24 protein-coding genes and 1 tRNA gene are annotated in these 26,376 nt (G+C 53.8%); 13 read left to right on the plus strand and 12 right to left on the minus strand.

Going from position 1 to position 26,376, the window contains the following annotated elements; translation table 11 throughout:
- Nucleotides 1-528: 528 nt before the first annotated feature.
- Nucleotides 529-2,883: a clamp-binding protein CrfC gene (crfC, locus tag H650_RS16175; RefSeq protein ID WP_020456194.1), complete on the plus strand. Its 2,355-nt coding sequence runs from the start codon at nt 529-531 to the stop codon at nt 2,881-2,883.
- The gene (locus tag H650_RS16180; protein WP_020456195.1) at nt 2,880-3,758 is read left to right on the plus strand and encodes a diguanylate cyclase regulator RdcB family protein; all 879 of its coding nucleotides are present in this window, start codon (nt 2,880-2,882) and stop codon (nt 3,756-3,758) included. The genes crfC and H650_RS16180 overlap by 4 nt, the downstream gene beginning before the upstream one ends.
- Nucleotides 3,759-3,962: 204 nt before the next feature.
- On the opposite strand, the gene kdgT is transcribed toward H650_RS16180, so the two are convergent.
- A complete protein-coding gene (gene kdgT / locus H650_RS16185; RefSeq protein WP_020456196.1) occupies nt 3,963-4,961 on the minus strand; it encodes a 2-keto-3-deoxygluconate transporter in 999 nt (332 codons plus the stop codon).
- Nucleotides 4,962-5,614: 653 nt separating this feature from the next.
- Here kdgT and proP point away from each other — a divergent pair.
- Nucleotides 5,615-7,117, plus strand: a complete 1,503-nt coding sequence (gene proP / locus H650_RS16190; protein ID WP_020456197.1) for a glycine betaine/L-proline transporter ProP — start codon at nt 5,615-5,617, stop codon at nt 7,115-7,117.
- 34 nt (nt 7,118-7,151) lie between these two features.
- Here proP and H650_RS16195 read toward each other — a convergent pair whose 3' ends face one another.
- From H650_RS16195 to H650_RS16205, 3 genes are all read right to left on the minus strand, one after another.
- Entirely contained in the window at nt 7,152-8,105 is a 954-nt protein-coding gene (locus H650_RS16195) for a nickel/cobalt transporter (RefSeq protein WP_020456198.1), read from the minus strand.
- Between the two features lie 78 nt (nt 8,106-8,183).
- Nucleotides 8,184-8,795: a DUF2238 domain-containing protein gene (locus tag H650_RS16200; protein ID WP_020456199.1), complete on the minus strand. Its 612-nt coding sequence runs from the start codon at nt 8,793-8,795 to the stop codon at nt 8,184-8,186.
- A gap of 428 nt (nt 8,796-9,223) precedes the next feature.
- Nucleotides 9,224-9,299 (minus strand) — tRNA-Phe (locus H650_RS16205).
- Between the two features lie 183 nt (nt 9,300-9,482).
- Here H650_RS16205 and H650_RS16210 point away from each other — a divergent pair.
- Nucleotides 9,483-10,328: an AraC family transcriptional regulator gene (locus tag H650_RS16210; protein ID WP_020456201.1), complete on the plus strand. Its 846-nt coding sequence runs from the start codon at nt 9,483-9,485 to the stop codon at nt 10,326-10,328.
- 37 nt (nt 10,329-10,365) lie between these two features.
- Nucleotides 10,366-10,971 (plus strand): LysE family translocator, encoded by a 606-nt coding sequence (locus H650_RS16215; protein ID WP_020456202.1) that lies wholly within the window; start codon nt 10,366-10,368, stop codon nt 10,969-10,971.
- Here H650_RS16215 and H650_RS16220 read toward each other — a convergent pair.
- From H650_RS16220 to aspA, 5 genes are all read right to left on the minus strand, one after another.
- Nucleotides 10,968-11,543 carry a transcriptional regulator gene (locus tag H650_RS16220; RefSeq protein ID WP_017459204.1) on the minus strand — a complete coding sequence of 192 codons (576 nt, stop codon included), beginning with the start codon at nt 11,541-11,543 and terminating at the stop codon, nt 10,968-10,970. The genes H650_RS16215 and H650_RS16220 overlap by 4 nt on opposite strands.
- Before the next feature lie 47 nt (nt 11,544-11,590).
- Nucleotides 11,591-13,297 carry a protein-disulfide reductase DsbD gene (locus H650_RS16225; RefSeq protein ID WP_020456204.1) on the minus strand — a complete coding sequence of 569 codons (1,707 nt, stop codon included), beginning with the start codon at nt 13,295-13,297 and terminating at the stop codon, nt 11,591-11,593.
- Nucleotides 13,273-13,596, minus strand: a complete 324-nt coding sequence (gene cutA, locus H650_RS16230; RefSeq protein ID WP_017459202.1) for a divalent cation tolerance protein CutA — start codon at nt 13,594-13,596, stop codon at nt 13,273-13,275. The genes H650_RS16225 and cutA overlap by 25 nt, the downstream gene beginning before the upstream one ends.
- An 84-nt stretch (nt 13,597-13,680) precedes the next feature.
- On the minus strand, nt 13,681-14,982 hold the full coding sequence (locus H650_RS16235; RefSeq protein WP_020456205.1) for an anaerobic C4-dicarboxylate transporter: 1,302 nt from the start codon (nt 14,980-14,982) through the stop codon (nt 13,681-13,683).
- A gap of 112 nt (nt 14,983-15,094) precedes the next feature.
- Nucleotides 15,095-16,531 (minus strand): aspartate ammonia-lyase, encoded by a 1,437-nt coding sequence (gene aspA / locus H650_RS16240; RefSeq protein WP_020456206.1) that lies wholly within the window; start codon nt 16,529-16,531, stop codon nt 15,095-15,097.
- A gap of 337 nt (nt 16,532-16,868) precedes the next feature.
- Between aspA and H650_RS16245 the strand changes: the two genes are divergently transcribed.
- Nucleotides 16,869-17,339 carry an FxsA family protein gene (locus H650_RS16245; protein WP_020456207.1) on the plus strand — a complete coding sequence of 157 codons (471 nt, stop codon included), beginning with the start codon at nt 16,869-16,871 and terminating at the stop codon, nt 17,337-17,339.
- A gap of 31 nt (nt 17,340-17,370) precedes the next feature.
- On the opposite strand, the gene yjeH is transcribed toward H650_RS16245, so the two are convergent.
- On the minus strand, nt 17,371-18,627 hold the full coding sequence (yjeH, locus tag H650_RS16250) for an L-methionine/branched-chain amino acid transporter (RefSeq protein ID WP_020456208.1): 1,257 nt from the start codon (nt 18,625-18,627) through the stop codon (nt 17,371-17,373).
- Nucleotides 18,628-18,868: 241 nt separating this feature from the next.
- Here yjeH and H650_RS16255 point away from each other — a divergent pair, with 241 nt between their 5' ends.
- The 4 genes from H650_RS16255 (at nt 18,869) to H650_RS16270 (ending at nt 23,554) form a co-directional block, all read left to right on the plus strand.
- Nucleotides 18,869-19,162 (plus strand): co-chaperone GroES, encoded by a 294-nt coding sequence (locus tag H650_RS16255; RefSeq protein ID WP_007372708.1) that lies wholly within the window; start codon nt 18,869-18,871, stop codon nt 19,160-19,162.
- Nucleotides 19,163-19,206: 44 nt separating this feature from the next.
- Complete coding sequence (gene groL, locus H650_RS16260) at nt 19,207-20,853, plus strand: chaperonin GroEL (protein ID WP_020456209.1); 1,647 nt, start codon at nt 19,207-19,209, stop codon at nt 20,851-20,853.
- A 377-nt stretch (nt 20,854-21,230) separates the two neighbouring features.
- Complete coding sequence (locus tag H650_RS16265; RefSeq protein ID WP_020456210.1) at nt 21,231-21,584, plus strand: DUF4156 domain-containing protein; 354 nt, start codon at nt 21,231-21,233, stop codon at nt 21,582-21,584.
- A 332-nt stretch (nt 21,585-21,916) separates the two neighbouring features.
- The gene (locus tag H650_RS16270) at nt 21,917-23,554 is read left to right on the plus strand and encodes a methyl-accepting chemotaxis protein (RefSeq protein ID WP_020456211.1); all 1,638 of its coding nucleotides are present in this window, start codon (nt 21,917-21,919) and stop codon (nt 23,552-23,554) included.
- 73 nt (nt 23,555-23,627) lie between these two features.
- Here the strand turns inward: H650_RS16270 and epmB are convergent, their stop codons facing one another.
- Nucleotides 23,628-24,656 carry an EF-P beta-lysylation protein EpmB gene (gene epmB / locus H650_RS16275; RefSeq protein ID WP_020456212.1) on the minus strand — a complete coding sequence of 343 codons (1,029 nt, stop codon included), beginning with the start codon at nt 24,654-24,656 and terminating at the stop codon, nt 23,628-23,630.
- A 40-nt stretch (nt 24,657-24,696) separates the two neighbouring features.
- Here epmB and efp point away from each other — a divergent pair, with 40 nt between their 5' ends.
- The 3 genes from efp (at nt 24,697) to ecnB (ending at nt 25,707) form a co-directional block, all read left to right on the plus strand.
- Entirely contained in the window at nt 24,697-25,263 is a 567-nt protein-coding gene (efp, locus tag H650_RS16280; protein WP_017459193.1) for an elongation factor P, read from the plus strand.
- Nucleotides 25,264-25,322: 59 nt separating this feature from the next.
- Complete coding sequence (locus H650_RS24770) at nt 25,323-25,454, plus strand: entericidin A/B family lipoprotein (RefSeq protein ID WP_071925253.1); 132 nt, start codon at nt 25,323-25,325, stop codon at nt 25,452-25,454.
- 106 nt (nt 25,455-25,560) lie between these two features.
- A complete protein-coding gene (gene ecnB / locus H650_RS16285) occupies nt 25,561-25,707 on the plus strand; it encodes a lipoprotein toxin entericidin B (protein WP_020456213.1) in 147 nt (48 codons plus the stop codon).
- A 29-nt stretch (nt 25,708-25,736) separates the two neighbouring features.
- Here the strand turns inward: ecnB and H650_RS16290 are convergent, their stop codons facing one another.
- Nucleotides 25,737-26,339, minus strand: a complete 603-nt coding sequence (locus tag H650_RS16290) for a helix-turn-helix transcriptional regulator (RefSeq protein WP_020456214.1) — start codon at nt 26,337-26,339, stop codon at nt 25,737-25,739.
- Nucleotides 26,340-26,376: the final 37 nt, after the last annotated feature.

Consider the following 26,376-nt stretch of genomic DNA (forward strand, 5'->3'; position numbering starts at 1 on the left):
TACAGCAAAACCGTACAGTTGCCGTTGTTATTATTTTTTTCAGAAAAAACATAAAAAGATGAAAGTAGTGACACAACCTGTCATTCGGTTAAGCGATGCTTATCCCAGAAACATGATGAGTAAATTCTTACACCAGTTATTTAGATTATTTTCTGGTGGAAATTGCCAGCATTTACTAATTCATATAAGGTGGCGTGTAGTATCTGGTGTAATTCGAACCCGAACTGTCATGCCTGCTACGCTGCCAGCAATGGTGGTTATTACCTCTCAAATTGGGTGGGTAAATAAATGATGATATATCCTGGTTGTTCCTGAAAATGAGCTAAGCTCAAACTCTCTGGTTTTTATCACCGGAGTTGCGCCGCTGTCATTTTTTGAGAAAAAAAATATATATTTTCCTGAGTATCATCAGGCGTTTATCTTTTCGAAGATATTTTCCACACGTAATTATAAAAGCCGAAACTTCACTAATAAAACATTCCGGCTAAATAAAAGTAAGAAAATTTGCGTTAAGGAAAGACTTTTGACATGCACACACAAACAATTTTTGAATTAAGCCAGGAAGCAGAAAGATTGTTGCAACTTTCCTTGCACAATCTCCAGGCTTTAAAAAAAATACCGACGGCGACGTTTGATGAGACGAACGCCACCGGTAAGGCGGAAAACGCCAATGTTTTGCCGTTGCATTTCAGCGCGCGCGGCGTTGAAGCGCAGCAGGCGACGCTGCATAACGAATTACGGAAAATTACCCGGCTGGAAATGGTGCTGGCGATTGTCGGTACCATGAAGGCAGGAAAGTCGACCACCATCAACGCGATTGTCGGCACGGAAGTGCTGCCCAACCGCAACCGGCCGATGACCGCGCTGCCCACCCTTATTCGCCACACGCCTGGTCAAAAAGAGCCGGTGCTGCATTTTTCTCACGTCGGGCCTATCGACGCGCTTGCACAACAGCTTCAGACGCGGCTTTTTAATTACAACCGTGAAAAGCTGGCGCAAAAAATTGAAATCGATAAAGACATGGCCGCGCTGCTGGATCGTATTGCGCAAGGCGATGCTTTTGATAAGCACTATCTGGGCGCACAGCCGATCTTCCACTGCCTGAAAAGCCTCAATGATCTGGTGCGGCTCTCCAAAGCGCTGGATGTGGACTTCCCCTTTTCCGCGTATGCGGCGATTGAACACATTCCGGTGATTGAGGTGGAGTTTGTGCATCTGGCCGGGCTCGATAATCAACTGGGCCAACTGACACTGCTGGATACCCCCGGGCCGAATGAAGCCGGGCAGCCACATCTGCAAAAAATGCTCAGCGAGCAACTGGCGCGCGCTTCGGCGGTGCTGGCGGTGATGGACTACACACAGCTTAAATCCATCTCTGATGAGGAAGTGCGCCGCGCGATCTCCTCGGTCGGCCGCTCGGTGCCGCTGTACGCACTGGTGAATAAATTCGATCAAAAAGATCGCAACAGCGACGATGAAGATCAGGTGAAGGCGCTGATTTCCGGTACGTTAATGAAAGGAAACATTAACCCGACCCAGATTTTCCCGGTCTCTTCAATGTGGGGCTATCTGGCGAACCGCGCCCGCCATGAGTTGCAGCACCAGGGGCGTTTGCCGGATCCGCAAGAGCAGCGCTGGGTGCAGGACTTTGCCGAAGCCGCGCTCGGACGCCGCTGGCGCAACGCCGATTTAGAGGATATTGAGCATATCCGCCATGCCGCCGATCTGCTGTGGGAAGATTCGCTGTTTGAAAAACCGATTCGCACGCTGCTGCATGCCGCACACGCGAACGCCTCGCTTTATGCGCTGCGTTCGGCGTCGCATAAGCTGCTGAACTACACCCAAAGCGCCCGCGAGTACCTTGATTTTCGCTATCAGGGATTAACCGTGGCCTATGAAAAGCTGGAGCAAAACATCTCCCGGCTGGAAGAGGACATGGCGCTGCTGCGTAGCTGCCAGGAAGGCGTTAGCGATGAAATTGAACATGAAGTGGAAGAGGCGCTCGCCGCAGCCGAAATTTATATTCATGGCCAGCAATTTGAAATTGTCGAAGCCATTGATGCCTGGTTCCATGATGGTCAGTTAATGACAATGGTCAGAGACAGCCATGCCGACCTGCGTTTCGATGAACATTTCGCGCCGGGGCAACTGGTGCTGGAAAATGAAGGCCAGGCGCAGGTCGCGCTCAGTAAAATCCGCTCGGTGTGCGAGACGATTTTAGTCGCGGCGCAGGAGCGCATCAGCCGTGAGCTGGCACAGCGTTTCGACGAACTGGAAAATACGCTGGCGCGCTCGTTGAACGATGCGATGCGCCCCATCGAAACCCGTATTAAAGAGGAACTCACGCACGCTGGTTTTCGCGCACGTATCAGTTTCCCGGCGTTCCAGGCGAGCGCGCTCAACTTTAACGCCCGTTCGTTGTTTACCAATGTGATCGCGCCGCAAGATTTGCCTGCCGGGCAGGCGCCGCGCGCTGGCAGCATGCGGGAAACTGTGTCGCGCTGGCTCAACAACCCCAGCTGGGGCTGGGACGATTATGTCGCCACGCGTACCCGCTACGTGATCGACCTTACGGCGTTAAATAAGAAACTCATCGACCATGTTGCTCATTTTTGTGAACAAATTCGTAAAGCTTTAAGCGCGCAGGTCGATGTTTCTGTTACGGCGGGAATGGCGACATTTTTTGCCGAGTTCTCGTTAAGTCTCGCGGGACTACAGGAAAGTTTGCGTGACAGCCTGGCGATACGACAGCAGAACGAGTCGTCAGTGTTGGCGTTGCGCCAGCAGTTGCAGCAGAGCATCAGGACGGCCAATTGGATCCATGAGGACGCACGCCTGTTACGCGATGATATACAAACCCTCTTCGCGGCAGATCTACCATGAAAAATCGACTACTGGACGGCCCGGGGCGCGTACTTGAGTGTATTCACCCGAAATTTATCGTGGATTTGGTGCAGGGCGTTGATGCGCCGCGCCAGACGCCGATTGTGCCTCAACAGCAGTTGTTTCGTGAGCGGCTGACGCAGGAGATCATGGCGCAAACGCAGCTGCGCCCGTGGGCAATGTCTGGCGTATTAAATGAGAACGACGCGCTGCGTCTGGGGCTGGCGGAAAAACTGGCCAGCATGCTTGATCCGGGATATCTGGCATTAACCCGCATTACCGAGCGGCTGGCGGCATTGCAACAAGCGGAGCGCCGTCCTGCCAACGCGACGCCTGGCGTGCAGCAGCAATATGACGAGCTGGTTGAGCATTTCAGTCAACGTGCGGCGTGGAAAGAGAAAGCGCTGACCCAGCGCGGACTGGCCGTACAGGCGGGCAACCATAGCGAGCAAGTTTTTGCCCACTGGCGCGCCGGGAATTACAACGGCTGGTCGATGGCCGGACGCTGCTACATCGCGCTGGAAGAGTTGCGCTGGGGGGCGTTTGGAGATGCCTGCCGCCTGGCGAATGAAGGTGTGGCGACGATGCTGAAAGATAATCTGCGCGCGATGGCTGCCGATTTTCTGGCGCAGGGGATTAATGCTTCGCCGGCAACCCGACATTTCTACCACCAATGGCTGGCGACACCTTCGACGCCAGGATTGATGGACTATAAAGATTTACTCGGCTGGCTTGGCGACTGGTGTGATGCTGAACGCCATCCGATCTGCTGGTCTGTCACCCAGAGTTGGCAAACGGTGGCGCTCGGCATGCCGCGGCTCTGTTCCGCGACACGCATCGCGACGGCGATGGTCGACGAAGTGTTTGGTGAGTAACCCGCTTTCATACCCGTAAACATCCCTCATATAAAGACAGCGGTGAGTAACGGTGAGAGGGGTAATCAAAACCCGCAACGGGCATTTTCTCCCGGTCATGCGCGCGAGCATGGCAAAGCCAACTCTTGCTGACCACGCCCGCCGGATGCGCTTTTCAACTGGCATTAAAAAAGCCCCATCAGGGGCTTTTTTGATCGAGCATCTTTAGTGTCCTGTCGACTCGATCGGGTTCTCTGCTTCCTCTTTCGCGTGCGGCACATGACCGAAGCGTTTCGCATACAGCGCGGTGATAATCGGCACCAGAATGGCCGTCACTATCACACTTGCGGCGACCAGCGCGGTTGCGGATGCGGCAACCGGTTCAAATGCCGGGTTAATCTGCGCGATAATCACCGGGTTCGCCACCGCCGCGCCTGCCGCAGAAGAGGCTGCCACACCTGCCGTTCCGTTGCCGCCACCGATTACACGGTCGGCGATAATCAGCGGAATACCGGTGATGATAATCACCGCAACGCCGAGGAAGATGCCCAGCAGGCCGGTTTGCATGATAACGCTCAGGTTGATGGTGTTACCCAGCGCGAAGCCGAAGAACGGGATCAGCACCGGCGTTGCTTTACTGAAGAAAGCGCGCAAATCATGATCGAGGTTACCGAGCGCGAAACCAATCAGGAACGGCAGCACGGCGCCGACAAAATGGTGCGGTTCAAACGAAGCCAGACCGGCGGAGCCGAGGATCACCATGGTCATCAACGGGCCGGATTCCAACGACATCAACACAAACGCGCCAGACTCCTCTTTGCTGCCGTACTGGTTCATCAGGCTCGCGTACAGACCGCCGTTGGTCATATCCATGGCTGAAACCAGTGCCAGCACGGAAAGCCCGGCGAAGAACCCGGTCTGGATGCCGGTGTCCGGAATAAACGATGCGGCGATCATCGCCACTACCCAGGCGACGGCAATTTTTGTCAGCACCAGCGTGCCGGATTTACGTAAAACGGTGCCGGTAGCGCGTAAATCAATGGATGCGCCAATACAGAAAAACCACACCGCAAGAATGGGTACTGTGCCGGTAATCATCCCTTTAGTGAATGAGCCAAAATAAGCACCGGTATCCGGTGCCAGCGTATTCAACATTGCGCCTAACAGCAGCGGAACCAGCATCATCCCACCAGGAATGCGTTCTATCGTGGCCTTGATTTTCATAATAAATCCTCACTGCTCGTCATTGCCATGAACGAGGAAAGCTAAAAGTTAATAGTGAATATTTTCAATTCATTAAAGAATTTCTCAGGCAGGGCACTCGCTATCGATTGCCGCTGGTCGCCGCATTTAAAAACGCTGTGTTGCGCCACTCTGCGGGGTTATGTCGTTATCATCCGATCAATGGAATATCTATTCAATAAGAATGAAACAATGTTTTAGTTACGCCGATCACATATTTTGCGTAAAGATAATCTGATATTTGTTTATTTATTTTTGCTGTAAATGAGTTGTGAAGAAATATATGGGGGAGATGACAAGGAAGATAATAATCACGAAGGTGATTACCGGCATGTTTTTAGCCTGCTGCGCATTAGATGTTTCTTATTCCCGATGAAAGAAAAAGCGTTAAAACTGTGAGGAGGATTATTGCGTGGTAAAACTATGTGAATTTGATCACATTTTTAAACCCTGTTAGGGTAAAAAGGTCATTCACTGCCCGGCAGGCGTCAACAGGTTCGGTTGTACAGGCTTTAAACAGTCCGTGTAAGTAAACCTGCTACGCTTGAACAGGAAGGCTGAAAAGCCATTTAAAACGCCCGGCAGGGAGAGTACGCCGGGCGGTTCAGGGCGAAAGTCTAAAGAGGAATAGATGCATGCTAAAAAGGAAAAAAATTAAACCCATCACCTTGCGTGATGTAACCATTATCGATGATGGCAAATTGCGTAAAGCGATTACCGCCGCATCGTTGGGTAACGCCATGGAGTGGTTTGATTTCGGCGTTTACGGCTTTGTCGCCTACGCCCTTGGTAAGGTGTTCTTCCCCGATGCAAACCCCAGCGTGCAGATGATTGCTGCGCTTGGGACCTTCTCCGTTCCGTTTTTGATTCGTCCGTTAGGCGGCCTGTTCTTCGGCATGTTGGGCGATAAATATGGTCGACAAAAAATCCTCGCAATAACGATAGTGATCATGTCCGTCAGTACCTTCTGTATTGGTCTGATCCCGTCGTATGCCACCATTGGTATCTGGGCGCCGATTTTACTGCTGCTGTGTAAGATGGCGCAGGGCTTTTCGGTGGGCGGCGAATATACCGGGGCATCCATCTTTGTCGCCGAATACTCGCCGGACCGAAAACGCGGCTTTATGGGCAGCTGGCTGGATTTTGGTTCCATCGCCGGTTTTGTGCTCGGCGCGGGCGTAGTCGTTCTGCTCTCTACCATTGTCGGTGAGGAGAACTTCCTCGACTGGGGCTGGCGTATCCCGTTCTTCCTGGCGCTCCCGCTGGGGTTAATCGGTCTCTATCTGCGCCACGCACTGGAAGAGACGCCTGCCTTCCAGCAGCACGTCGACAAACTGGAGCAGGGCGATCGCCAGGGGTTGCAGGATGGGCCGAAAGTCTCATTTAAAGAGATTGCGACCAAACACTGGCGCAGCCTGCTGGCCTGTATTGGTCTGGTGATTTCCACCAACGTGACCTACTACATGCTGCTGACGTATATGCCAAGTTACCTGTCGCATAACCTGCACTATTCCGAAGACCACGGCGTGCTGATCATCATTGCTATCATGATTGGTATGCTGTTTGTGCAGCCGGTAATGGGGCTGTTGAGCGACCGCTTTGGCCGCCGTCCGTTTGTTATTCTGGGCAGCATTGCGCTGTTTGTGCTGGCGATCCCGGCCTTCATCATGATTAACAGCAACATTATTGGCCTGATCTTCGCGGGTCTGCTGATGCTGGCGGTGGTGCTGAACTGCTTTACCGGCGTGATGGCGTCAACGTTGCCAGCGATGTTCCCGACGCACATTCGCTACAGCGCGCTGGCGAGCGCGTTCAACATCTCTATCCTGATTGCCGGTCTGACGCCGACGCTGACGGCCTGGCTGGTGGAAAGTTCAGCCAATCTGCTGATGCCTGCCTATTACCTGATGGTGGTTGCGGTGATTGGCCTGATTACCGGCCTGACGATGAAAGAGACAGCGAATCTACCGCTCAAAGGAGCGACCCCGGCGGCGTCGGATCTGCAGGAAGCGCGGGAAATCTTGCAGGAACATCACGATAATATTGAGCAGAAAATCGAAGATATCGATGAGGAGATCGCTCAGTTGCAGGAAAAACGTGCGCGCCTGGTGCAGCAACATCCAAAAATCAACGAGTAATGCCAATCCCGGATGGCGCGGTCATCCGGGATTTTTAGCATCCCGCCGCAATATAATCTCCGTTTGCACTCACCGGAATAACCGTTAAAAACAGCACCAGCGCGAACAGGATCAGCGCCACGCCACCGGCGATTTTCAGCACCGGAACGAACTTGTGTAATGTGCTTGCCTCACCGCCAAAAAACGCCGCCGTGCTGTTACGCGCATAGCGCACCGCCAGCGACAATCCGGCGATCGACAGTGCCGTGCCGACCGCCATGGTCATCACCGCCGCAATGCCCCAACTCACGATGCCGAGCGCATTGGCGAAAAGCAAAATCATGATCGCACCGCTGCACGGGCGTGCGCCAATAGCGAGGATCACACCAAGACGCGTTTTCCAGTCGCCTTGCGTGCTCATGCCAACGCCGTGATGACCGCAGCCGCAATGATCGTCGTGCTGATGTGCGGGAGCCAGTGAGCGGATTACCAGTTTTCGTGGCTGCAGGGTTTTGAGTGCATTCCAGACGACATACGCACCGAAACCGCCAACCATCACCGCGCTTATTTTCTCAACGTACCAGCGGCTTTCACTGAGATCGCCTGCGGCAAGGTTGAAACCGACCGCCAGAATAAAGACGAACAGAATGGCGCTGACGCCTTGCATCAGGCTGCCCAGCACGGGAACGACGCGCGCCGCAATCTGGCTTTCGTTGTTGGTGCTAAGCCAGGTGGTAACGATAAATTTGCCGTGGCCTGGGCCAATCGCGTGCAGCACGCCATAAAAGAACGCGCCGGTCAGCAGCCATAAGCCGCCGCTGTACTGGTGGTTGTTCAGTTGCAGTAAATACATCACCAGATAGCGGTGCAGGGTGATTTGCGTTGCCAGACACCATTGCAAAAAGGCCGCCCAGTGTGCATGTAAAACGAAGGCCGCTGCCAGCACCACCGCCAGCAGGGCAACAGCGGCGGGTAAGCGCCAGTCACGGGTGAGAAGTTGCGTGGTCATAGGTGTGCGGGCGTTGGGGGGAATCTCCGGAGTATAGGCGGCGAATACCATTGGCTCCAGTCTTCGCCGCGCTTTGTCTTACACGTTGAGCTGGCGTTTGTGCCAGCGCCCCAGAACCAGCACCGTAGTCAGCGCGCCAAGCAGGGCGCAGAACATATCCGACTGGGTATCCCACGGATCGCCCTGGGTGCCGAGAAACTCATCCGCGCCCTGGCCCATAGCCAGCGCCGCCCACCATTCAATTAATTCATAGGTGGCGCTAATCGCCAGCGCAATGCAGCAAACGATAAAGTCGAGCATCTTCCCGCCCCGCACATATTGCCCGCGAAGCAGTATTTCTCTGGCAGCAAGCGCCGGCACCAGCCCCTGAAAGAAGTGGCCGAGTTTATCATACGGGTTACGGCTCAGCCCCAAAAGATGTTGCACATCAAAACCAACCGGGACTTTCGCGTAGGTATACATGCCGCCGACCATCAGAATAATGGCGTGGAAAAAGATCAGCACATACAGCAGCGATGTCAGCGGATAACGGCGCCAGGTGACGAGCAACAATGGCACGACAACCATTACCGGAACCACTTCCATCAGCCAGGTCACACGGTCTTTGGCAAACCAGCCGGTATAGATAAGGATCACTAACAGCACCAGCGCCGCCGCAGACAGCGAGGCGCGATTCACGCTCTTAACCATAGGAATATCCGTTTCAGGAAAAACGACACTATTGACGCGATCGCATGGAAAAACAAGGTGCTGCGATTTTCAGTAGAACAATGTGGCGGGAAAGGAGAGAGCAATGGAAGATCGGGTGCGCTGAAAATCATTCCAGCGTGGCGAAGAGCCGCATGGTGCAGGGTCGGTTAACGAACATGCACGGCGAATAATCGAACGCAGTTTGATGAAGGGTCTGCATTTCCGAAACAAAAACCCGCCTTTTGGGCGAGTTCTTTAAAATAATGGTGCCTGGACCCGGACTAACGCCGTCAGGCGTTGAACAGCGCGCTTGTCGCGCTGGCCCCGAAGGGGGGAGCCGCTTGCGGCGAATAATCGAACGCAGTTCGATGATAAGTCCGTATCTCCAAAAGCAAAAACCCAGCCATAGGCTGGGTTCTCTGAATAAGTGGTGCCCGGACTCGGAATCGAACCAAGGACACGGGGATTTTCAATCCCCTGCTCTACCGACTGAGCTATCCGGGCAACGGGGCGCATTAAACCTTAATCGTCTTAAGGCGTCAACTTTATTTCCTTCAATTCTATCCAGTTGCTCAACTTTGCGGCAATCTGAGCAATTGCGCGGCACAAATCGACCATTGCACAAATCTTCCAGACTTTTACCTTAAAGATATGAATGCTAACTTCCGGTGGCACGTTGGAGGCGATATGGCGAAAGACTGGCTGGAACTGCGGCAACATGCGGACACGGGAATTGAAACCATCCGCGCGCATTTTGAAGGGCACGCTTACGATCCGCACTGGCACGATAGCTACCTGGTGGGCATTACGCTTTCCGGTACGCAGCAGTTTCACTGTCGGCGGGAGCGCCACCGCAGCACGCCGGGCGATGCCTTTCTACTGGAGCCGGGTGAGATCCACGATGGGGATGCCCCGGTAGAAGGCGGGTTTACCTATCTGACCTTTTACCTTGATGATCGCTGGCTCAGCGACACATTACGCGGCCTGTATGAATCGGTGCCGTCCAGCTATTCACTGCATTTTTCCCACACTATTGCCAGGGAACCGCAATTGATCCGCGCGATTGCCAGGACCTTTTACGCACTGCACAGCGAAGAGATGCGCATCATCCAGCAAAGCGCCATGGATGGGCTGCTCAGCCAGCTTACGCACCATTGCCAGTGGCGCAAACGGCTGCCGTCGCAATTGCAAAGCACAGCCATTGCCCACCGTGCGCGTGATTATCTGCATGCGCACATTGGCGATAACGTTGGCCTTTCGGATCTGGCGCGCGAAACGGGAACCGATCGCTTTACACTGACGCGCTGTTTTAAACGCGAGTTCCATTTAAGCCCGCACGCCTGGCTGATCCAACTGCGGCTCGCCACCGCACGTTCGCAGCTGGCGAAAGGGGAGACGCCAGCAAGCGTTGCTGCCGCGCTGGGATTTGCCGATCAAAGCCATCTTGGGCGCTGGTTTCAGCGCGCATATCGCCTCTCGCCCGCGCACTACCGCAGGCTGTGCACAAATCTTCCAGACGACGACAGCAAATAACGCGACAGTCTAAGGCTCATTAATAAGGAGCCTGCCTGTGAACCTGATTTATAGCTATCTGCCGTTTTTACTTTTCGCGTTTGTGGCATCGATTACTCCTGGCCCAACCAACATTTTGATCCTGACCAGCAGCCAGCGCTTTGGCATCAAAGCGACGTTGCCTGCGGTGGTGAGCGCCTGCGTGGCGGCCAGCCTGATTGTCTTTATCTCCGGCGCTGGCGCGGGTGAAGTGCTACGCAGCTATCCGCTGGTACGTGAGGTGATGAGCTGGGCGGGGGCGTTGTGGTTAAGCTGGCTGAGCTGGCAATTATTTACCGCGCCCGCGACCGATTTGCAGGGCGAAGCGCAGCGACCGTTTAGCGGCCGTGCGGCGGCGATGCTGCAACTGATTAACCCGAAAACCTGGATGATGGCGCTGGCGGTGGTAAGCCTGTTTGCCCCGCACGGCGCGCATCCTTTGCGCGAGGTGTCGTTACTGTCACTGTGGTTTTTGTTGATCTCTCTGCTGTGCCTGAGCGCGTGGACGCTGCTCGGCAAGGCGGTCAACCGGCTGTTTCGCACCACCACATCGCTACTTTGGTTTCAGCGTGTGATGGCACTGTGCCTGTTGCTTTCCGCCTGGGCGGGATTTCTGGGCGCTTAGGTCAGCGCGCCGCCCTGGCGGCAGCGGGCAAAACGCAGAATATCTTCCGCCAGCCGCTGGGCCGTATCGACATCGGCCTGGCTGCGGTTAACCAGCATCCGGCTCAGACAGCCCTCCAGCACCAGCTCCATCTGCTTCGCCACCATCGCCGGATCGTCCACTTCTAACTGCGTCAGCAGCTGATGGGTGAAATCATGCGCGTCGCGCTTTTGCTGGTCCGCAAGCTGGTGGATCGGGTGCGCCGGATCAGGGAAGAAGGTGCAGGCGGCAATAAACAAGCAACCCGGATAGCGGTTATTGCTCACACATTCGGTGAGCGCGCCGTAGCGCGCCAGCAGTTTTTGCTCATTGCTGAGCGTTTCGTCCAGCAGCAGTTGCCTGCGCCAGACATCTACCTGCTGGCTGAGATAACGCAGTGCGTCATACAGCAGCGCCTCTTTGTCGGGCCAGAAACGGCGGAACTCATCGATGGGATAGTCGATGCGCTCGGCAACCATTTCAAGAGTGGTGTCCGCAATCCCTCTTAATTCAAGTAATTGCAAAGTTTGACTCAAAACGTCTTCGCGTTGCACGGTGATATCCTCCGTTATCTGAAGCGAGTTCCCCCACACAGTGTTGTTTACGGGGCGCGATTGCGCAAATGCGCGGCGAACGCGGCGGCGTCCATAAACCCGGTCACCCGGGCTGCCGGTTGCTCACGGCCTTGCGCGTCGAAAAACAGGATCGTCGGCAGACCCAGCACATTGAGCTGGCGCAGCAGCGCAGCGTCCTGCGCGTTGTTGGCCGTTACGTTGGCCTGCAATAACACGGTATCCTTCAGCGCCGCCTGTACGCGGGCGTCGCTAAAGGTGTACTTCTCAAACTCTTTGCACGCCACGCACCAGTCGGCATAGAGATCCAGCATCACCGGGCGGCCGTTGGCCTGCGCCAGCGCCTGGTTCAGATCGTCGACGGTGGAAATGGGCGTGAAGGCCAGCGGCGAGTGTGTCTGCGCGGCGGGGGTGCCAAACGCCCAATCCTGTAACGGACGCGCACAGACCAGCGCCGCGCCGAGCAGGGCGATTTGCAGCACGCGGACAAACGCACGCTTCGCACCCAGACTGGTGATAAATGCCCAGCCGAAAAACGCCACGCCGAGCAGCGACCACAGCCGCAGCCCCCAGGTTTCACCGAGCACGCGCTCCAGCAGAAAGATCGGCAGGGCGAGGATCACAAAGCCAAAAGCGGTTTTGACCTGCTCCATCCACGGCCCGCTTTTGGGCAGCAGCCGGTTACCGAACACCGTCACGAGGATCAGCGGCAGGCCCATGCCCAGCGCGTAAAGATAGAGCGTACCGCCGCCGAGCCACAGGTTACCGCTTTGCGCAATATAGAGCAGGATGGCGCTTAACGGCGCGGTAGTGCAGGGCGAACAAATCAGCCCGGCTATCGCGCCCATGGCAAACACCCCGCCCACGGAGCCGCCCTGCTGGCGGTTGCTCCACAGGGTTAAGCGGGTCTGCAGTGCAGAAGGAAGCTGTAAGGTAAACAGGCCGAACATCGACAGCGCCAGCAGCGTGAACAGCACCGACAAGCCAATCAGCACATATGGGTGTTGCAGCGCCGCCTGGAATGATAACCCTGCCGCTGCGACTACCAGCCCCAGCGCCGTATAGGTGAGCGCCATTCCTTGCACGTAGATAAACGCCAGCAGCAGCGCGCGCGGCGTGGCAAGGCGCTGTCTCCCGCCAAGTACAATGCCGGAAATCAGCGGGTACATTGGCAGCACACAGGGCGTAAAGGCGATACCAATACCGATCAACAGCGCCCACAGTGCAGAGAAGGGAAGCTGATTTTCCGTGGTGTCCTGCGTTGCGGCTGGCGGTGCATTTACCGGTGCCGGTGCCGGTGTCGTTGCCGCCGCGACTTCCATCAACGGCACCACTTTGGTTTCCGGCGGGTAACAGAAGCCGGCATCGGCGCAGCCCTGGTAAGTGACGGTCAGCGTTGCGCCTTTTGCCGCCGCGTTGATATCGAGCGGCAGGTTCAGGCGCTGGCGGTAGATTTCCGTTTTGCCGTAGAACTCATCTTCATGCATCTCCCCTTTTGGCAGCGTTAATTTGCCAATAGTTGCTTGCGCCGGGGTGACGTGAATTTGCTGGCGATAAAGGTAGTAACCCTCTTTAACCTGCCAGTTGAGCGTTAAGTCATGCTGATGCTGCTGAAAATCAAAGATAAACGCCTGGTCGGCGGGCACAAAACTGGAGCGACCGGGCGCGTCGAATAAGCCCGCAAAAGCGGTTGTGCTGCACAGCAGCAGGATCAGCGTAAAGATGCGTTGAGCCATGAGAGGTAATCGTAATCTCCGTGGGTGACGGGTAAAGCCAGTAATTCCGGGGTTTGGTATGGATGGTGCGCTTTGATGCTGGCGAAGAGGTCTTCCAGATGTGCGACATCGGTTTTGAGCAGCAGTTGCACTTCATACTCTTGTTCGAGTTTGCCTTCCCAGTAATAGAGCGAGGTCGCGCCCGGCAAAATGGTGACACAGGCAGCGAGCTTATCTGCCAGCACTTTGGCCGCCAGATCCTGGGCGGTGGCTTCATCCGGGGCGGTGCAGAGTACAACAACGGCGTCAGGCGTGTTCATCGTCAACCTCGTAAGCGCGAAAGCCACGACTATACCACGCGAAGTGAGAGGATCGGGCCGCCGGGCGACCCGATTTTAAGACCTTTACAACAAGATACCGCCGAAGATAAAGCCCAGCATGACGCACAGGGCAATGGCGATCACGCCGGGAACGAGGAACGCGTGGTTAAAAACAAACTTGCCGATGCGCGTTGAGCCGGTGTCATCCATTTCGACCGCCGCCAGCAGAGTTGGGTACGTTGGCAGCACAAACAGCGCGGAAACGGCGGCAAACGACGCAATTGCCGTCAGCGGGGTGACACCGAGCAGCAGCGCAGCAGGCATCAGCGCTTTGGTGGTCGCGGCTTGCGAATAGAGCAGCGTTGCGGCGAAGAACAGTACCACCGCCAGCAGCCACGGGTAGCTGTGCAGCAGATCGCCCGCCACCGTCTGGATATCTTCAATATGGTGTTTCACGAAGGTATCGCCGAGCCACGCCACGCCGAGCACACAAATACAGGCGCTCATACCAGATTTAAAAGTGCTGGCATTCAGGATTTCGCCGGTGTCGATTTCGCAGGTCAGGCAAATCAGCGTGGCGATGGTCAGCATAAACACCACGATCGCTTCGTTACGCGGCAGCACCGGGTTGGTGATTAAGCCAACGGTCGGGCTGATGGCGGTGGCGTAGAGCATCACGGCGACAATACCAATCAGGAACAGCAATACCGAGCGTTTGGCATGCGGCTTCATGGCAAAAACCTGGCTGCCGCGCAGCTTCACTTCGCCTTTCGCCAGACGTTCCTGATAGACCGGATCATCTTTCAGCTCGCAACCGAGGAAGTTACAGACCACCGCCGTCAACATGACCGCAATCAGCGTCACCGGAATACAAATTGCCAACAGCGTTAGATAGCTCACGCCAAGTGGTTCAAGGATGCCAGCAAAAAAGACTACTGCCGCAGAGATGGGCGACGCGGTAATCGCAATTTGCGAGGCGACGACAGCAATCGACAGCGGACGCGACGGGCGAATACCTTGCTCTTTCGCCACTTCGGTAATTACCGGCAGCGTGGAAAACGCGGTGTGCCCGGTACCGGCGAGAATGGTCATAAACCAGGTGACCAGCGGCGCGAGAAAGGTGATGTACTTCGGATGGCGGCGCAGCATTTTTTCCGCCAGGCTCACCAGATAATCCATCCCGCCCGCTACCTGCATGGCGGCGATAGCGGCGATGACCGCCATAATAATTTCTATGACATCAAAGGGAATTGCCCCGGGTTTGATTTGAAAGAACAGGGTGAGAACCAGTACACCAAGGCCACCGGCAAAACCAATGCCGATGCTGCCTAATCTGGCGCCAAGGTAGATAGCAATCAGGACGAGGACAAGCTCTGCAGCAAACATAGTTGGCTTCCTTGTTTAACTAAGTGATATCGAATTGTTATAGTTTAGTAACCATCCAAAAGAAAAAGGCACGTCGCTCAGGACGTGCCTTTTGTCTTTCTAACCGTCGGAATTACTGTTCGCTTTCATCGGTATAACGCTTCGCTTTATAAGCCGGGTGCATCAGGTTTTGCGCCGAGAAGATGTCGTCCAGCTCCGCTTCCGTCAGCAGGCCGCGCTCCAGCACCACTTCACGCACGCTCTTACCGGTTTCGGCGCAAATCTTGCCAACGATGTCGCCGTTGTGGTGGCCAATGAAAGGGTTGAGGTAAGTGACGATGCCGATGGAGTTATAGACATAGCCTTCGCACACTGCTTTGTTGGCGGTAATGCCGTTGATGCATTTTTCCAGCAGGTTGTAGCAGGCGTTGGTCAGAATATGCACCGACTCAAACATGGCCTGGCCAATCACCGGTTCCATCACGTTCAACTGCAACTGGCCCGCTTCGGAAGCCATGGTGACGGTGGTGTCGTTGCCGATCACTTTAAAGCACACCTGGTTCACCACTTCCGGCACAACCGGGTTCACTTTTGCTGGCATGATGGATGAGCCCGCCTGCAACTCCGGCAGGTTGATCTCATTCAGCCCGGCGCGCGGCCCGGAGGAGAGCAGGCGCAAGTCGTTACAGATTTTAGAGAGTTTTACCGCCAGGCGTTTCAGCGAGCTGTGCACCATCACGTAGGCGCCGCAGTCGGAGGTCGCTTCAATCAGGTCTTCCGCCGGAACCACCGGCAGATTGCTCACTTCCGCCAGTTTTTGCACGGCCAGTTGTTGATAGCCGTCCGGGGTGTTGAGGCGCGTACCGATTGCCGTTGCACCAAGGTTCACTTCCAGCAGCAGTTCGGCGGTACGCAGCAGGTTTTTGGTTTCTTCATTCAGCAGCACGTTGAAAGCGTGGAACTCCTGACCGAGGGTCATCGGCACCGCGTCCTGCAACTGGGTGCGGCCCATTTTCAGGATATCCTTGAACTCCACGGCTTTGTTTTCGAAGCCTTCGCCGAGCTGTTTGATGGCATCAACCAGTTTGACGATGGAGGCGTACACCGCGATGCGGAACCCGGTCGGGTAGGCGTCGTTGGTGGACTGGCATTTGTTAACATGATCGTTCGGGTTGAGGAACTGGTATTCACCTTTCTGATGGCCCATCAGCTCAAGACCGATGTTCGCCAGCACTTCGTTGGTGTTCATGTTCACGGAGGTGCCCGCACCGCCCTGATAGACGTCTACCGGGAACTGGTCCATGCATTTGCCATTGTTGAGGACCTCATCACATGCGGCAACGATAGCGTTGGCGATACTTTTCGGGATGGTTTGCAGCTCTTTGTTCGCCAGCGCTGCCGCCTTTTTCACCATCACCATGCCACGGACAAACTCAGGAATGTCGCTGATTTTGCTGTTGCTGATATAAAAGTTTTCAATCGCTCTCAGAGTATGCACGCCGTAGTAGGCATCCGCTGGCACTTCCCTGGTACCTAACAAGTCTTCTTCGATACGAATGTTGTTTAACATGTGAACCTTCTTTTTCAAGCTACGAATGAATACACCAAACACACAAAATTAATGTGGTTATGTGTCTTTTTCGACCGACGATTATCCCCTTAATCGGCCGGATGACTGAAATTATATGCTGAAGGAAAGGAAATGCCGTAATCGGGATCACTTATTATCCCCGTCAATGCATCATAATTAATAATATGTGAAATAAGTCACCGCTTCGTAACAGACAAAAATTTACAACCGCCGCGAAATTGAATTTTCCGCATTTGCCACCATTTGATCAGGATGCGATTTGCAAACCCATTTCGACAGACGCTCTGACGCGGCTGTTCATTGACAGGAGAAGCCAGTGCGCTGGATACCGTTTATTGCAGTCTTTTTATACGTTTACATCGAGATCTCGATCTTTATTCAGGTCGCGCATGTTTTTGGCGTGCTGATGACACTGATTCTGGTGATCTTCACTTCGGTGATTGGCATGTCGCTGGTGCGCAACCAGGGATTTAAGAACTTTTTGCTGATGCAGCAGAAGATGGCGGCGGGCGAAAGCCCGGCGGCGGAGATGATCAAAAGCGTTTCGCTGATTATCGCTGGCTTGTTGCTGGTACTGCCGGGATTCTTTACCGACTTCCTTGGCCTGCTGTTGCTGTTGCCGCCGGTGCAAAAACACCTGACGCTGAAACTGATGCCGCATTTACGTTTTTCGCGGATGCCGGGCGGCGGGTTTGGCGCGGGCGGTGCTGACGGGCAGACATTTGAGGGCGAATATCAGCGCAAAGACAATCCGCGCGATCGTCTCGATAACAAAGACGATCGCTAATTTTTGACGCCCGGCAATGCCGGGCTTCTTTTTATGACTGAGTGGAATGAATGGAGGTTGTGCGGCGCTTTGGCAGCAGCAACCACAATGCGAACAGCATGAACACCGCGTAAAGACTCTTCCAGCCGGGGATCACCAACAGCAGCAAACATAGCGCGCTGCCGAGTACCGCCAGCGCCTTAAAGCGTCCTTTCAACAAGCGACAGCCCGCCAGCATGCACAGTAGATAAATCATGATGAAAATGCCGTTCGCGTAGATGATCAGCGTATCAAGATTCACGCTGAAGGCGTAAATCGCGAGGGTGCAGAACATGCAGCAGATAATTACCGCGTTCAGCGCATTTAAGGGCAACTGGCGTCTGGAGAGCTTCGCCAGTGCGCTATCCGGCTTGTATGCCGCCTGCGACCATACCAGCCGGGCAAAACTCTGGATATAGATATTCAGGCTGGCGAAACAGGCCAGATAACCAATAATGCAGGCAATCCACAGCGCGTGTTTACCAAACAGCTCAACGACAATCACCGGCAGCGACGCCGCAGCGCCCTGAGTTCGCCAGACATCGAAGTGCAGTACCACAACGGTACAGGCCCAGTAAACCGAGCCCGCCAGCAGCAGGCCAATCATCAGCGCGCGCGGGAAATCCCGCTCGGGGTTTTTGAATTCAGAGGCCAGATGGGCGAAGGCTTCAAGCCCGACGAAACACCAGAACATCACCGCCAGCGAAGCCGACATCGCCGAAACGTGCACTTCTGAGATTGGCGGAAAAGGGATGTCGCTGAAACTTATGCCGCCGCGCCACCAGATCGCCACAATTAACGCCACAATCAGCCCGGCGATAATCGATTGCAGGTTCGCGCTGGAACCCGCGCCTCGAGTACCCAGCAGCCAAATCAGCGCCAGCGTACCCAACTCAGTCATCAACAATTGCGGCCCCTGCCAGCCAAACATGCCTTGCCAGAAACCCGCAGCAATGTGCAGCGCGGCGGGCAATCCAACCGGGATAACAGAGAGAAACAACCAGCCCGTTACGCGTTCAAGACGCGGGCCGAAGGCCATACCGACGAAATACGCTACGCCGCCCGCGCTGGGAAAGTGGCGGCCCAGCGCGGCAAAAACAATGGCGACCGGGAAGACGAGCACGATCAGTAATGGCCATGCCCACAGGCTGCTGTTACCCGCCGCCAGTGCGGCCAGCGCCGGAACGGCGAACACGCCGGTGCCCAGTAAAGAGGTGGAAAGTAACCCAATGCCCTGAGCCAACCCCAGCTCTTGTTTTAATCCGCTCATTGTCTTTTGTCTGCTTATCGTCAGGAGCGTCGATGTTATCACAATCAGTTTTGCTGATGGCTGCCGCAGCCCCTGCCAGCAATGGTGGTTTATCTACGGATAAATTTTCGCAAATTTTTTTTGCTGTTCCCCCTTGAAGGGGGAAAAAGCCAACCCCATCTCTCAGGTCACCAGCCGGATAACCGTTTGTGGCCCGGCGTCATCCATAACTGATAAAGACTTTCTCAAAGGAGAGCTATCAATGAGTATTCGTCCGTTACATGATCGTGTGATCGTCAAACGTAAAGAAGTTGAGTCTAAATCTGCTGGCGGTATCGTTCTGACCGGTTCTGCGGCAGGCAAATCAACTCGTGGCGAAATCATCGCTGTCGGTAAGGGCCGCATCCTGGAAAACGGTACTGTGCAACCGCTGGACGTGAAAGTGGGTGATATCGTGATTTTCAACGATGGTTACGGTGTGAAAGCTGAGAAGATCGACAACGAAGAAGTGTTGATCATGTCCGAAAGCGACATTCTGGCAATTGTGGAAGCGTAACAGCGCGCGCGAACGAACCTGAACGAATTTAAGGAATAAAGAAAATGGCAGCTAAAGACGTAAAATTCGGTAATGACGCTCGTGTAAAAATGCTGCGCGGCGTGAATGTTCTGGCAGATGCAGTGAAAGTTACCCTCGGTCCGAAAGGCCGTAATGTGGTTCTGGATAAATCTTTCGGTGCACCGACCATCACCAAAGATGGTGTTTCCGTAGCACGTGAAATCGAACTGGAAGATAAGTTCGAAAACATGGGCGCGCAGATGGTGAAAGAAGTGGCTTCCAAAGCGAACGACGCTGCGGGCGACGGTACCACCACTGCAACCGTACTGGCGCAGTCCATCATCACTGAAGGCCTGAAAGCTGTTGCTGCGGGCATGAACCCGATGGATCTGAAACGTGGTATCGACAAAGCTGTCTCTGCTGCGGTCGAAGAGCTGAAAGCCCTGTCTGTACCGTGTTCTGACTCTAAAGCGATTGCGCAGGTTGGTACTATCTCCGCTAACTCCGACGAAACCGTAGGTAAACTGATCGCTGAAGCGATGGATAAAGTCGGTAAAGAAGGCGTGATCACCGTTGAAGACGGTACCGGTCTGCAGGACGAACTGGACGTGGTTGAAGGTATGCAGTTTGACCGCGGCTACCTCTCTCCTTATTTCATCAACAAGCCGGAAACTGGTGCAGTAGAACTGGAAAGCCCGTTCATCCTGCTGGCTGATAAAAAAGTTTCCAACATCCGCGAAATGCTGCCGGTTCTGGAAGCCGTTGCGAAAGCAGGCAAACCGCTGCTGATCATCGCTGAAGACGTTGAAGGCGAAGCGCTGGCAACGCTGGTGGTGAACACCATGCGCGGCATCGTGAAAGTGGCTGCGGTTAAAGCACCTGGCTTCGGCGACCGTCGTAAAGCCATGCTGCAGGACATCGCTACCCTGACCGGGGGTACCGTGATTTCTGAAGAAATCGGTATGGAACTGGAAAAAGCGACCCTGGAAGATCTGGGCCAGGCTAAACGTGTTGTGATCAACAAAGACACCACTACCATCATCGATGGCGTGGGCGAAGAAGCGGCAATTCAGGGTCGTGTGACTCAGATTCGTCAGCAGATCGAAGAAGCCACTTCCGATTACGACCGTGAAAAACTGCAGGAGCGCGTAGCGAAACTGGCTGGCGGCGTTGCCGTTATCAAAGTTGGCGCAGCAACTGAAGTTGAAATGAAAGAGAAAAAAGCCCGCGTTGAAGATGCGCTGCACGCGACCCGTGCTGCCGTTGAAGAAGGCGTTGTGGCTGGCGGCGGCGTTGCGCTGATCCGCGTAGCAAGCAAACTTGCCGAGCTGAAAGGCCAGAACGAAGACCAGAACGTGGGTATCAAAGTTGCGCTGCGCGCAATGGAAGCTCCGCTGCGTCAGATCGTGCTGAACTGCGGTGAAGAGCCGTCTGTTGTGGCTAACTCTGTGAAAGCAGGCGACGGTAACTACGGTTACAACGCGGCTACCGAAGAGTACGGCAACATGATCGACATGGGTATCCTGGATCCGACTAAAGTGACCCGTTCTGCTCTGCAGTACGCGGCCTCTGTAGCTGGCCTGATGATCACCACCGAGTGCATGGTAACTGACCTGCCGAAAGGCGATGCGCCGGACTTAGGTGCTGCTGGTGGTATGGGCGGCATGGGCGGTATGGGCGGCATGATGTAATCGCTGCCGGACGCGCGTTCAGGGCGACCTGGCGCGAGTTCAACGAAAAAGAGCGGGCTTCGGCCCGCTCTTTTTTTGTTAACTGAACACCATGTTCTGCGGGGGCGCTCATTATCAGGTCGTGGCTCTGTCTTATTGTTTTGGCGTTAAACGCGACTGGCGGCGGCATCTTTTTAAGACGTTGGTACGCCTTTTCGCAGCGTAATCACTGCCGCTTTCTATGACGTCGGATTTTTATACTTCGCACCGTATCTTTTTTCATTATTTTCCCCAATTTGTGCGGCCTGAGATGGCGGCATTTTTCTTTTGGTCATCTTTTTAGTATAAGGTTTACACACGGGCGACATGCGTCCAGCTCATTGATTATGGGGAATAACATGTACGTAAAACATTTAGCAGGGATTATTGGCGCCTCGCTGTTGCTGGCAGGGTGTAGCAGCAATAATGAATTGACCGCCGGCGGGCAGAACGTTCGCTTTGTCGAGGAGAAACCGGCGGCAACCTGCCAGTACCTCGGTACCGCCACGGGTTCGCAGAGCAACTGGCTCTCAGGTCAGCATGGTGAGGAAGGCGGCTCGCTGCGCGGCGCAGCGAATGCATTGCGTAACCAGGCTGCAGCCATGGGCGGTAACGTGTTGTACAGCGTCTCAAGCCCGACGCAAGGCTTCTTATCCAGCTTCGTGCCGACCGCCAGCGAAATGAATGCGCAAGTGTATAAATGCCCGAACTGAGATATTTAATAGCGCCCCGCCAGTAATGGCGGGGCGCAACTATTTAAAATAACCTCTCTTTTATTTTTAACAGGTTGCTTCTAATTATTTAAGTATGAATAAGCGTGAATATAATTCCTCTGCTAATTAACCTTGCTATCTTCCTGAATATTAAGTTTTCTTAAGATTTATCTAGTGTGATTATATTCACAGCTTTGGATAAATTTTTCTCTAAGAAATGCGTTGGCGACTAAAGTAATATTACGACTTGCCGATACCTACCTCAGGACAAAAAACGAGGGACTGTATAATCTAACAATATATTTTATGCATGATGGTGTCGGGAGTTACGAATGAATATTACAAAGAGATTGTTACTTGCTTTCTCATTATTGATCTTAAGCCTCATCGGCACTAATGTTATCGCTATAATTTCACTGTCTAAAATTGGTGAGTCACAAAATTACTTTCAGGAAAACACCTTACCCAGCCTGGATGCAATGAATAAAGAGACACTGCAGATCTTAAAAGTTCGCGGGCAGCTCTTTTTACATGGTCTGACGGACGATCCCGCCGGGATGGCCGAAATAAAACAGAATGCAACAAAATTGTATGACGAACTCTACGCCATGCACCAGGGTTACCTTAAAGATCTTGTTTCTGACCAACATGATCAGGATTTATCTAATAAAACATTAAGTGATTTAGAAAAATTCCGTTCTGTAATGGATCAGTATTTTAAAGTCTCAGAAAGTAATGACCGCGTTGCCATTATTAAGTCAATGCAGAAAGGTGGGTTTGTCGCCGATAATATTGCGCTGTTAATTAATGATTTTGCTGAGCAAGTGGCGTACAACTCATCATTAGTGACCAAGGCTGTTCAGGACAGCGACAATTTAATTTCCCGGGCAATGATTCTCTCCTTAACGGCGACGATTGCCGCAACCCTCATTCTGGGTTTGTTCGGATTGTTCACCGTGCTGAATATCAAACGTCGCCTGAACGGCATGAAAGACGGCATGGTCACAATTAGCGAAAAACTGGATCTCAGCCATGCGTTACCGACCGGACGTCTGGACGAAATCGGCCAGGCAGTAAGTGCCTTTAATAATCTTGTTGAGCGAGTGGCTGAATCGCTGGCCATGGTGCGTGCCGCTTCCGGTTCGGTGAACACTGCCGCGAATGAGATAGCGCTGGGCAACAACGAACTCTCTGCCCGTACTGAGCAGCAATCCGCCGCTGTGGTTGAAACCGCCGCCAGTATGGAAGAGCTAAGCTCCACGGTAAAACAGAACGCAGAGAACGCGCATCAGGCCAGCCAGCTAGCCCTTACCGCCTCTGATACCGCTTCTCAGGGCGGGAGCGTCGTCGGAGCTGCGGTCAGCCGCATGAAAGATATTATGGATAGTTCCAAACGTATTTCGGAAATTACGTCGGTTATCAACGGCATCGCTTTTCAGACTAACATTCTGGCGCTCAATGCGGCCGTTGAAGCCGCAAGAGCCGGGGATCAAGGGCGAGGTTTCGCCGTGGTGGCCGGTGAGGTGCGCTCATTAGCTCAGCGTAGTGCTCAGGCGGCAAAAGAGATTGAAGCGTTGATCAGCGAATCGGTCACGTTTGTTGAAGAGGGTTCACGGCAGGTTGACCTGGCGGGTGAAACCATGAGCGGTATCGTCAACTCGGTGCTGCAGGTGAAAGATTTGATGCAGGAAATTGCCGCTGCGTCCGACGAACAAAACCGCGGCATTTCGCAGATTGCCCAGGCGATGTCCGAGATGGATACCACCACTCAGCAGAACGCCGCGCTAGTTCAGGAATCGTCTGCGGCGGCCGGTAGCCTCGAAGATCAAGCCACCAAACTGCAACAGCTGGTTGATGTCTTCCGTTTGCCTGGTCAACAACCGGCTGTCGTGAGGTCTTCCGTGTTGCCAGTCAGACAGCCGCGCCCGGCAGTGGTGGGTGGCGGAGATGATGGATGGGAAACCTTTTAAGTTTTAGCGACGAGCCGCTGTAGGCTCGTCTGTTTCGCGGCTACGTTTGCTCTCATCGCGTAGCCGTTTTTTTTTAACTCTGACGAAGCTGCAAATCCAGCGGCGTTTTACTGGGTTCCCCACCAATCTCACGCGCCAGTTTCGGCACCATATAACCCGATACCAGCGTCAGCAGTTCGCGCATAATCGTGCGCGCCTCGTCATCACTGACCATAAAGTGCGCCGCACCCTGCACTTTATCCAGCACATGCAGGTAATAAGGCATTACACCCGCATCGAATAACGCATTACTTAAATCCGCCAGCGTTTGCGCATTATCATTCACGCCGCGCAGCAACACGCTCTGGTTCAGCAGCGTGACATTGGCCTGACGCAGTTGCGCCATGGCATGGCGAAAATCATCACCGATTTCCTGGGCGTGGTTGATGTGGTTCACCAGCAAAATTTGCAGCGATGAGCGGGCAAAACGCGCGCTTAGCGTATCGGTGATCCGCGCCGGAATCACAATCGGCAGACGGCTGTGAATGCGCAGGCGTTTGATATGCGGGATTGCTTCCAGTTGGGCAAGCAGCCAGTCCAGCTCATGATCTTTTGCCATTAGCGGATCGCCGCCGGAAAAAATGATCTCATCCAGTTCCGGGTGCACCGCGATATAGTCCAGCGCGCCTTGCCAGTTGCGTTTGTTGCCCTGGTTATCGGCATAAGGAAAGTGGCGACGGAAGCAATAACGACAATTTACCGCGCAGCCGCCTTTAACCAGCAGCAGCGCTCGGTTGCGATATTTGTGCAATAAACCGGGTACCACACTGCTCTGTTCGTCCAGCGGATCGGTGCTGAAACCTGGCGCGGCAATAAACTCTTCCTGTGAAGTAAGTACCTGACGCAGAAGAGGATCATGCGGATTTCCCGGCTGCATGCGCGCTGCGAATGCGCGGGGAACGCGTAGCGGGAACAAGCGCTTTGCCGCCCCGCCAGCGATTAAATTTTCATCAGTGTCTATCTTTAGAAGACGTAACAGTTCATCCGGATCGGTGATTACATCGGCAAGTTGTATTAACCAATCTTCTCTGGATGGGGTTTTTAGGGTTACAATATGCGCCATTTTGTGGCTTAGCTACCAGTTAACAATTTCAGAGGGCCTTATGGCGACTTACTATAGCAACGATTTTCGTGCCGGTCTTAAAATCATGATGGACGGCGAACCTTATGCGGTTGAAGCCAGCGAATTCGTTAAACCAGGCAAAGGCCAGGCTTTCGCACGCGTTAAACTGCGTCGTCTGCTGACCGGTACGCGTGTAGAAAAAACTTTCAAATCTACTGATTCCGCAGAAGGCGCGGACGTTGTCGATATGAACCTGACTTACCTGTACAACGACGGTGAGTTCTGGCACTTCATGAACAACGAAACCTTCGAACAGCTTTCCGCTGACGCAAAAGCGATTGGCGACAGCGAAAAATGGCTGCTGGATCAGGCTGAGTGCATTGTAACGCTGTGGAACGGCCAACCGATCGCCGTTACCCCGCCGAACTTCGTTGAGCTGGAAGTTATTGAAACCGATCCAGGTCTGAAAGGTGACACCGCAGGTACCGGCGGCAAACCGGCTACCCTGAGCACTGGCGCAGTGGTTAAAGTTCCGCTGTTCGTGCAGATTGGTGAAGTGATTAAAGTAGATACTCGCTCTGGCGAATACGTATCTCGCGTGAAATAATCCTCACGACGTCGGCGTAGCGCCGTGCTACGCCGTCGAACTTTGCAGGCAGGGATGATATGAAACGTCTGACGAAATTCTTCTCTCTACTTCTTATCAGTTGCGCACTGCTTTCCGGTTGCAATACCGCCCGTGGCGTTGGCGAAGACATCCAAAGTCTGGGCCATGTCATTTCCCGTGCAGCGAACTAAAACTTCCTCTCTTCCTAAAAATGCTTCCGTTCCGCTAACCTTCCCGGATTTTGTCTATGCTTAAGTGGCTATACACAAACAATATTGGCTACAAAAGGAAGATATTATGGTTAAGAAGACAATTGCTGCGATCTTTTCTGTTCTGGTTCTTTCCTCAGTCCTGACGGCCTGTAACACCACGCGTGGTGTGGGAGAGGATATCTCCGATGGCGGTAACGCGATTTCTGGCGCGGCGTCAAAAGCGCAACAGTAATCACTGTCGGTACGGCGCTTGCCGTACCGTTAGTTTGAGTTTTCCGGCAGTGATAAGAACGGTGTAAAACGGTTTCCCATCCCCAGCTTCATTCTGATATTGCGCTTGTAGGTGTAAACGGTCTTACCGTTAATGCTGAGATTACTGGCAATCGCCTGGTTATTATTCCCTTCCATCCACAGCGTCAGCACTTTCTCTTCCTGCTTTGTCAGCAGCGGAGTGGCGATTTTCGGTATCGCACGGATCGGGCGCGCCAGCACCATTGCGTCGATAATTTTCGCCAGTTTTTCCAGCGGTTCTGTTTTCAACAGCGTCGCCTGAATAGCAAACTGCGCGCAAAATTCTGACAGTTGCGCATCTTCACCAGACTCTAACAACATCACCTGCGTGGGGTCGCTACAAACAGAGAAAAACGACGCAAGCTGTTGAATATGATGTATTTCATTCTTGAATCCGTGAAGGTCGGCAATCACCAGGTCAGGTTGCCACTGCACAATATGTTCTTTGGCGAGCATCAAGTTATGCAACGCGGTTACCAGGAAGGAGGCGGGGAACAAATCGGGTTGATTGAGCCAGGATTCCATCCCTGTGCGGGTGAAGTAACAGCGGTCAATCACGAGAATCTTGAACATATTTTTCTTCGCAGTCAGAGAATGTCGCACAACGTCC

This window comes from Enterobacter sp. R4-368 (genome assembly GCF_000410515.1).
Taxonomy (GTDB): domain Bacteria; phylum Pseudomonadota; class Gammaproteobacteria; order Enterobacterales; family Enterobacteriaceae; genus Kosakonia.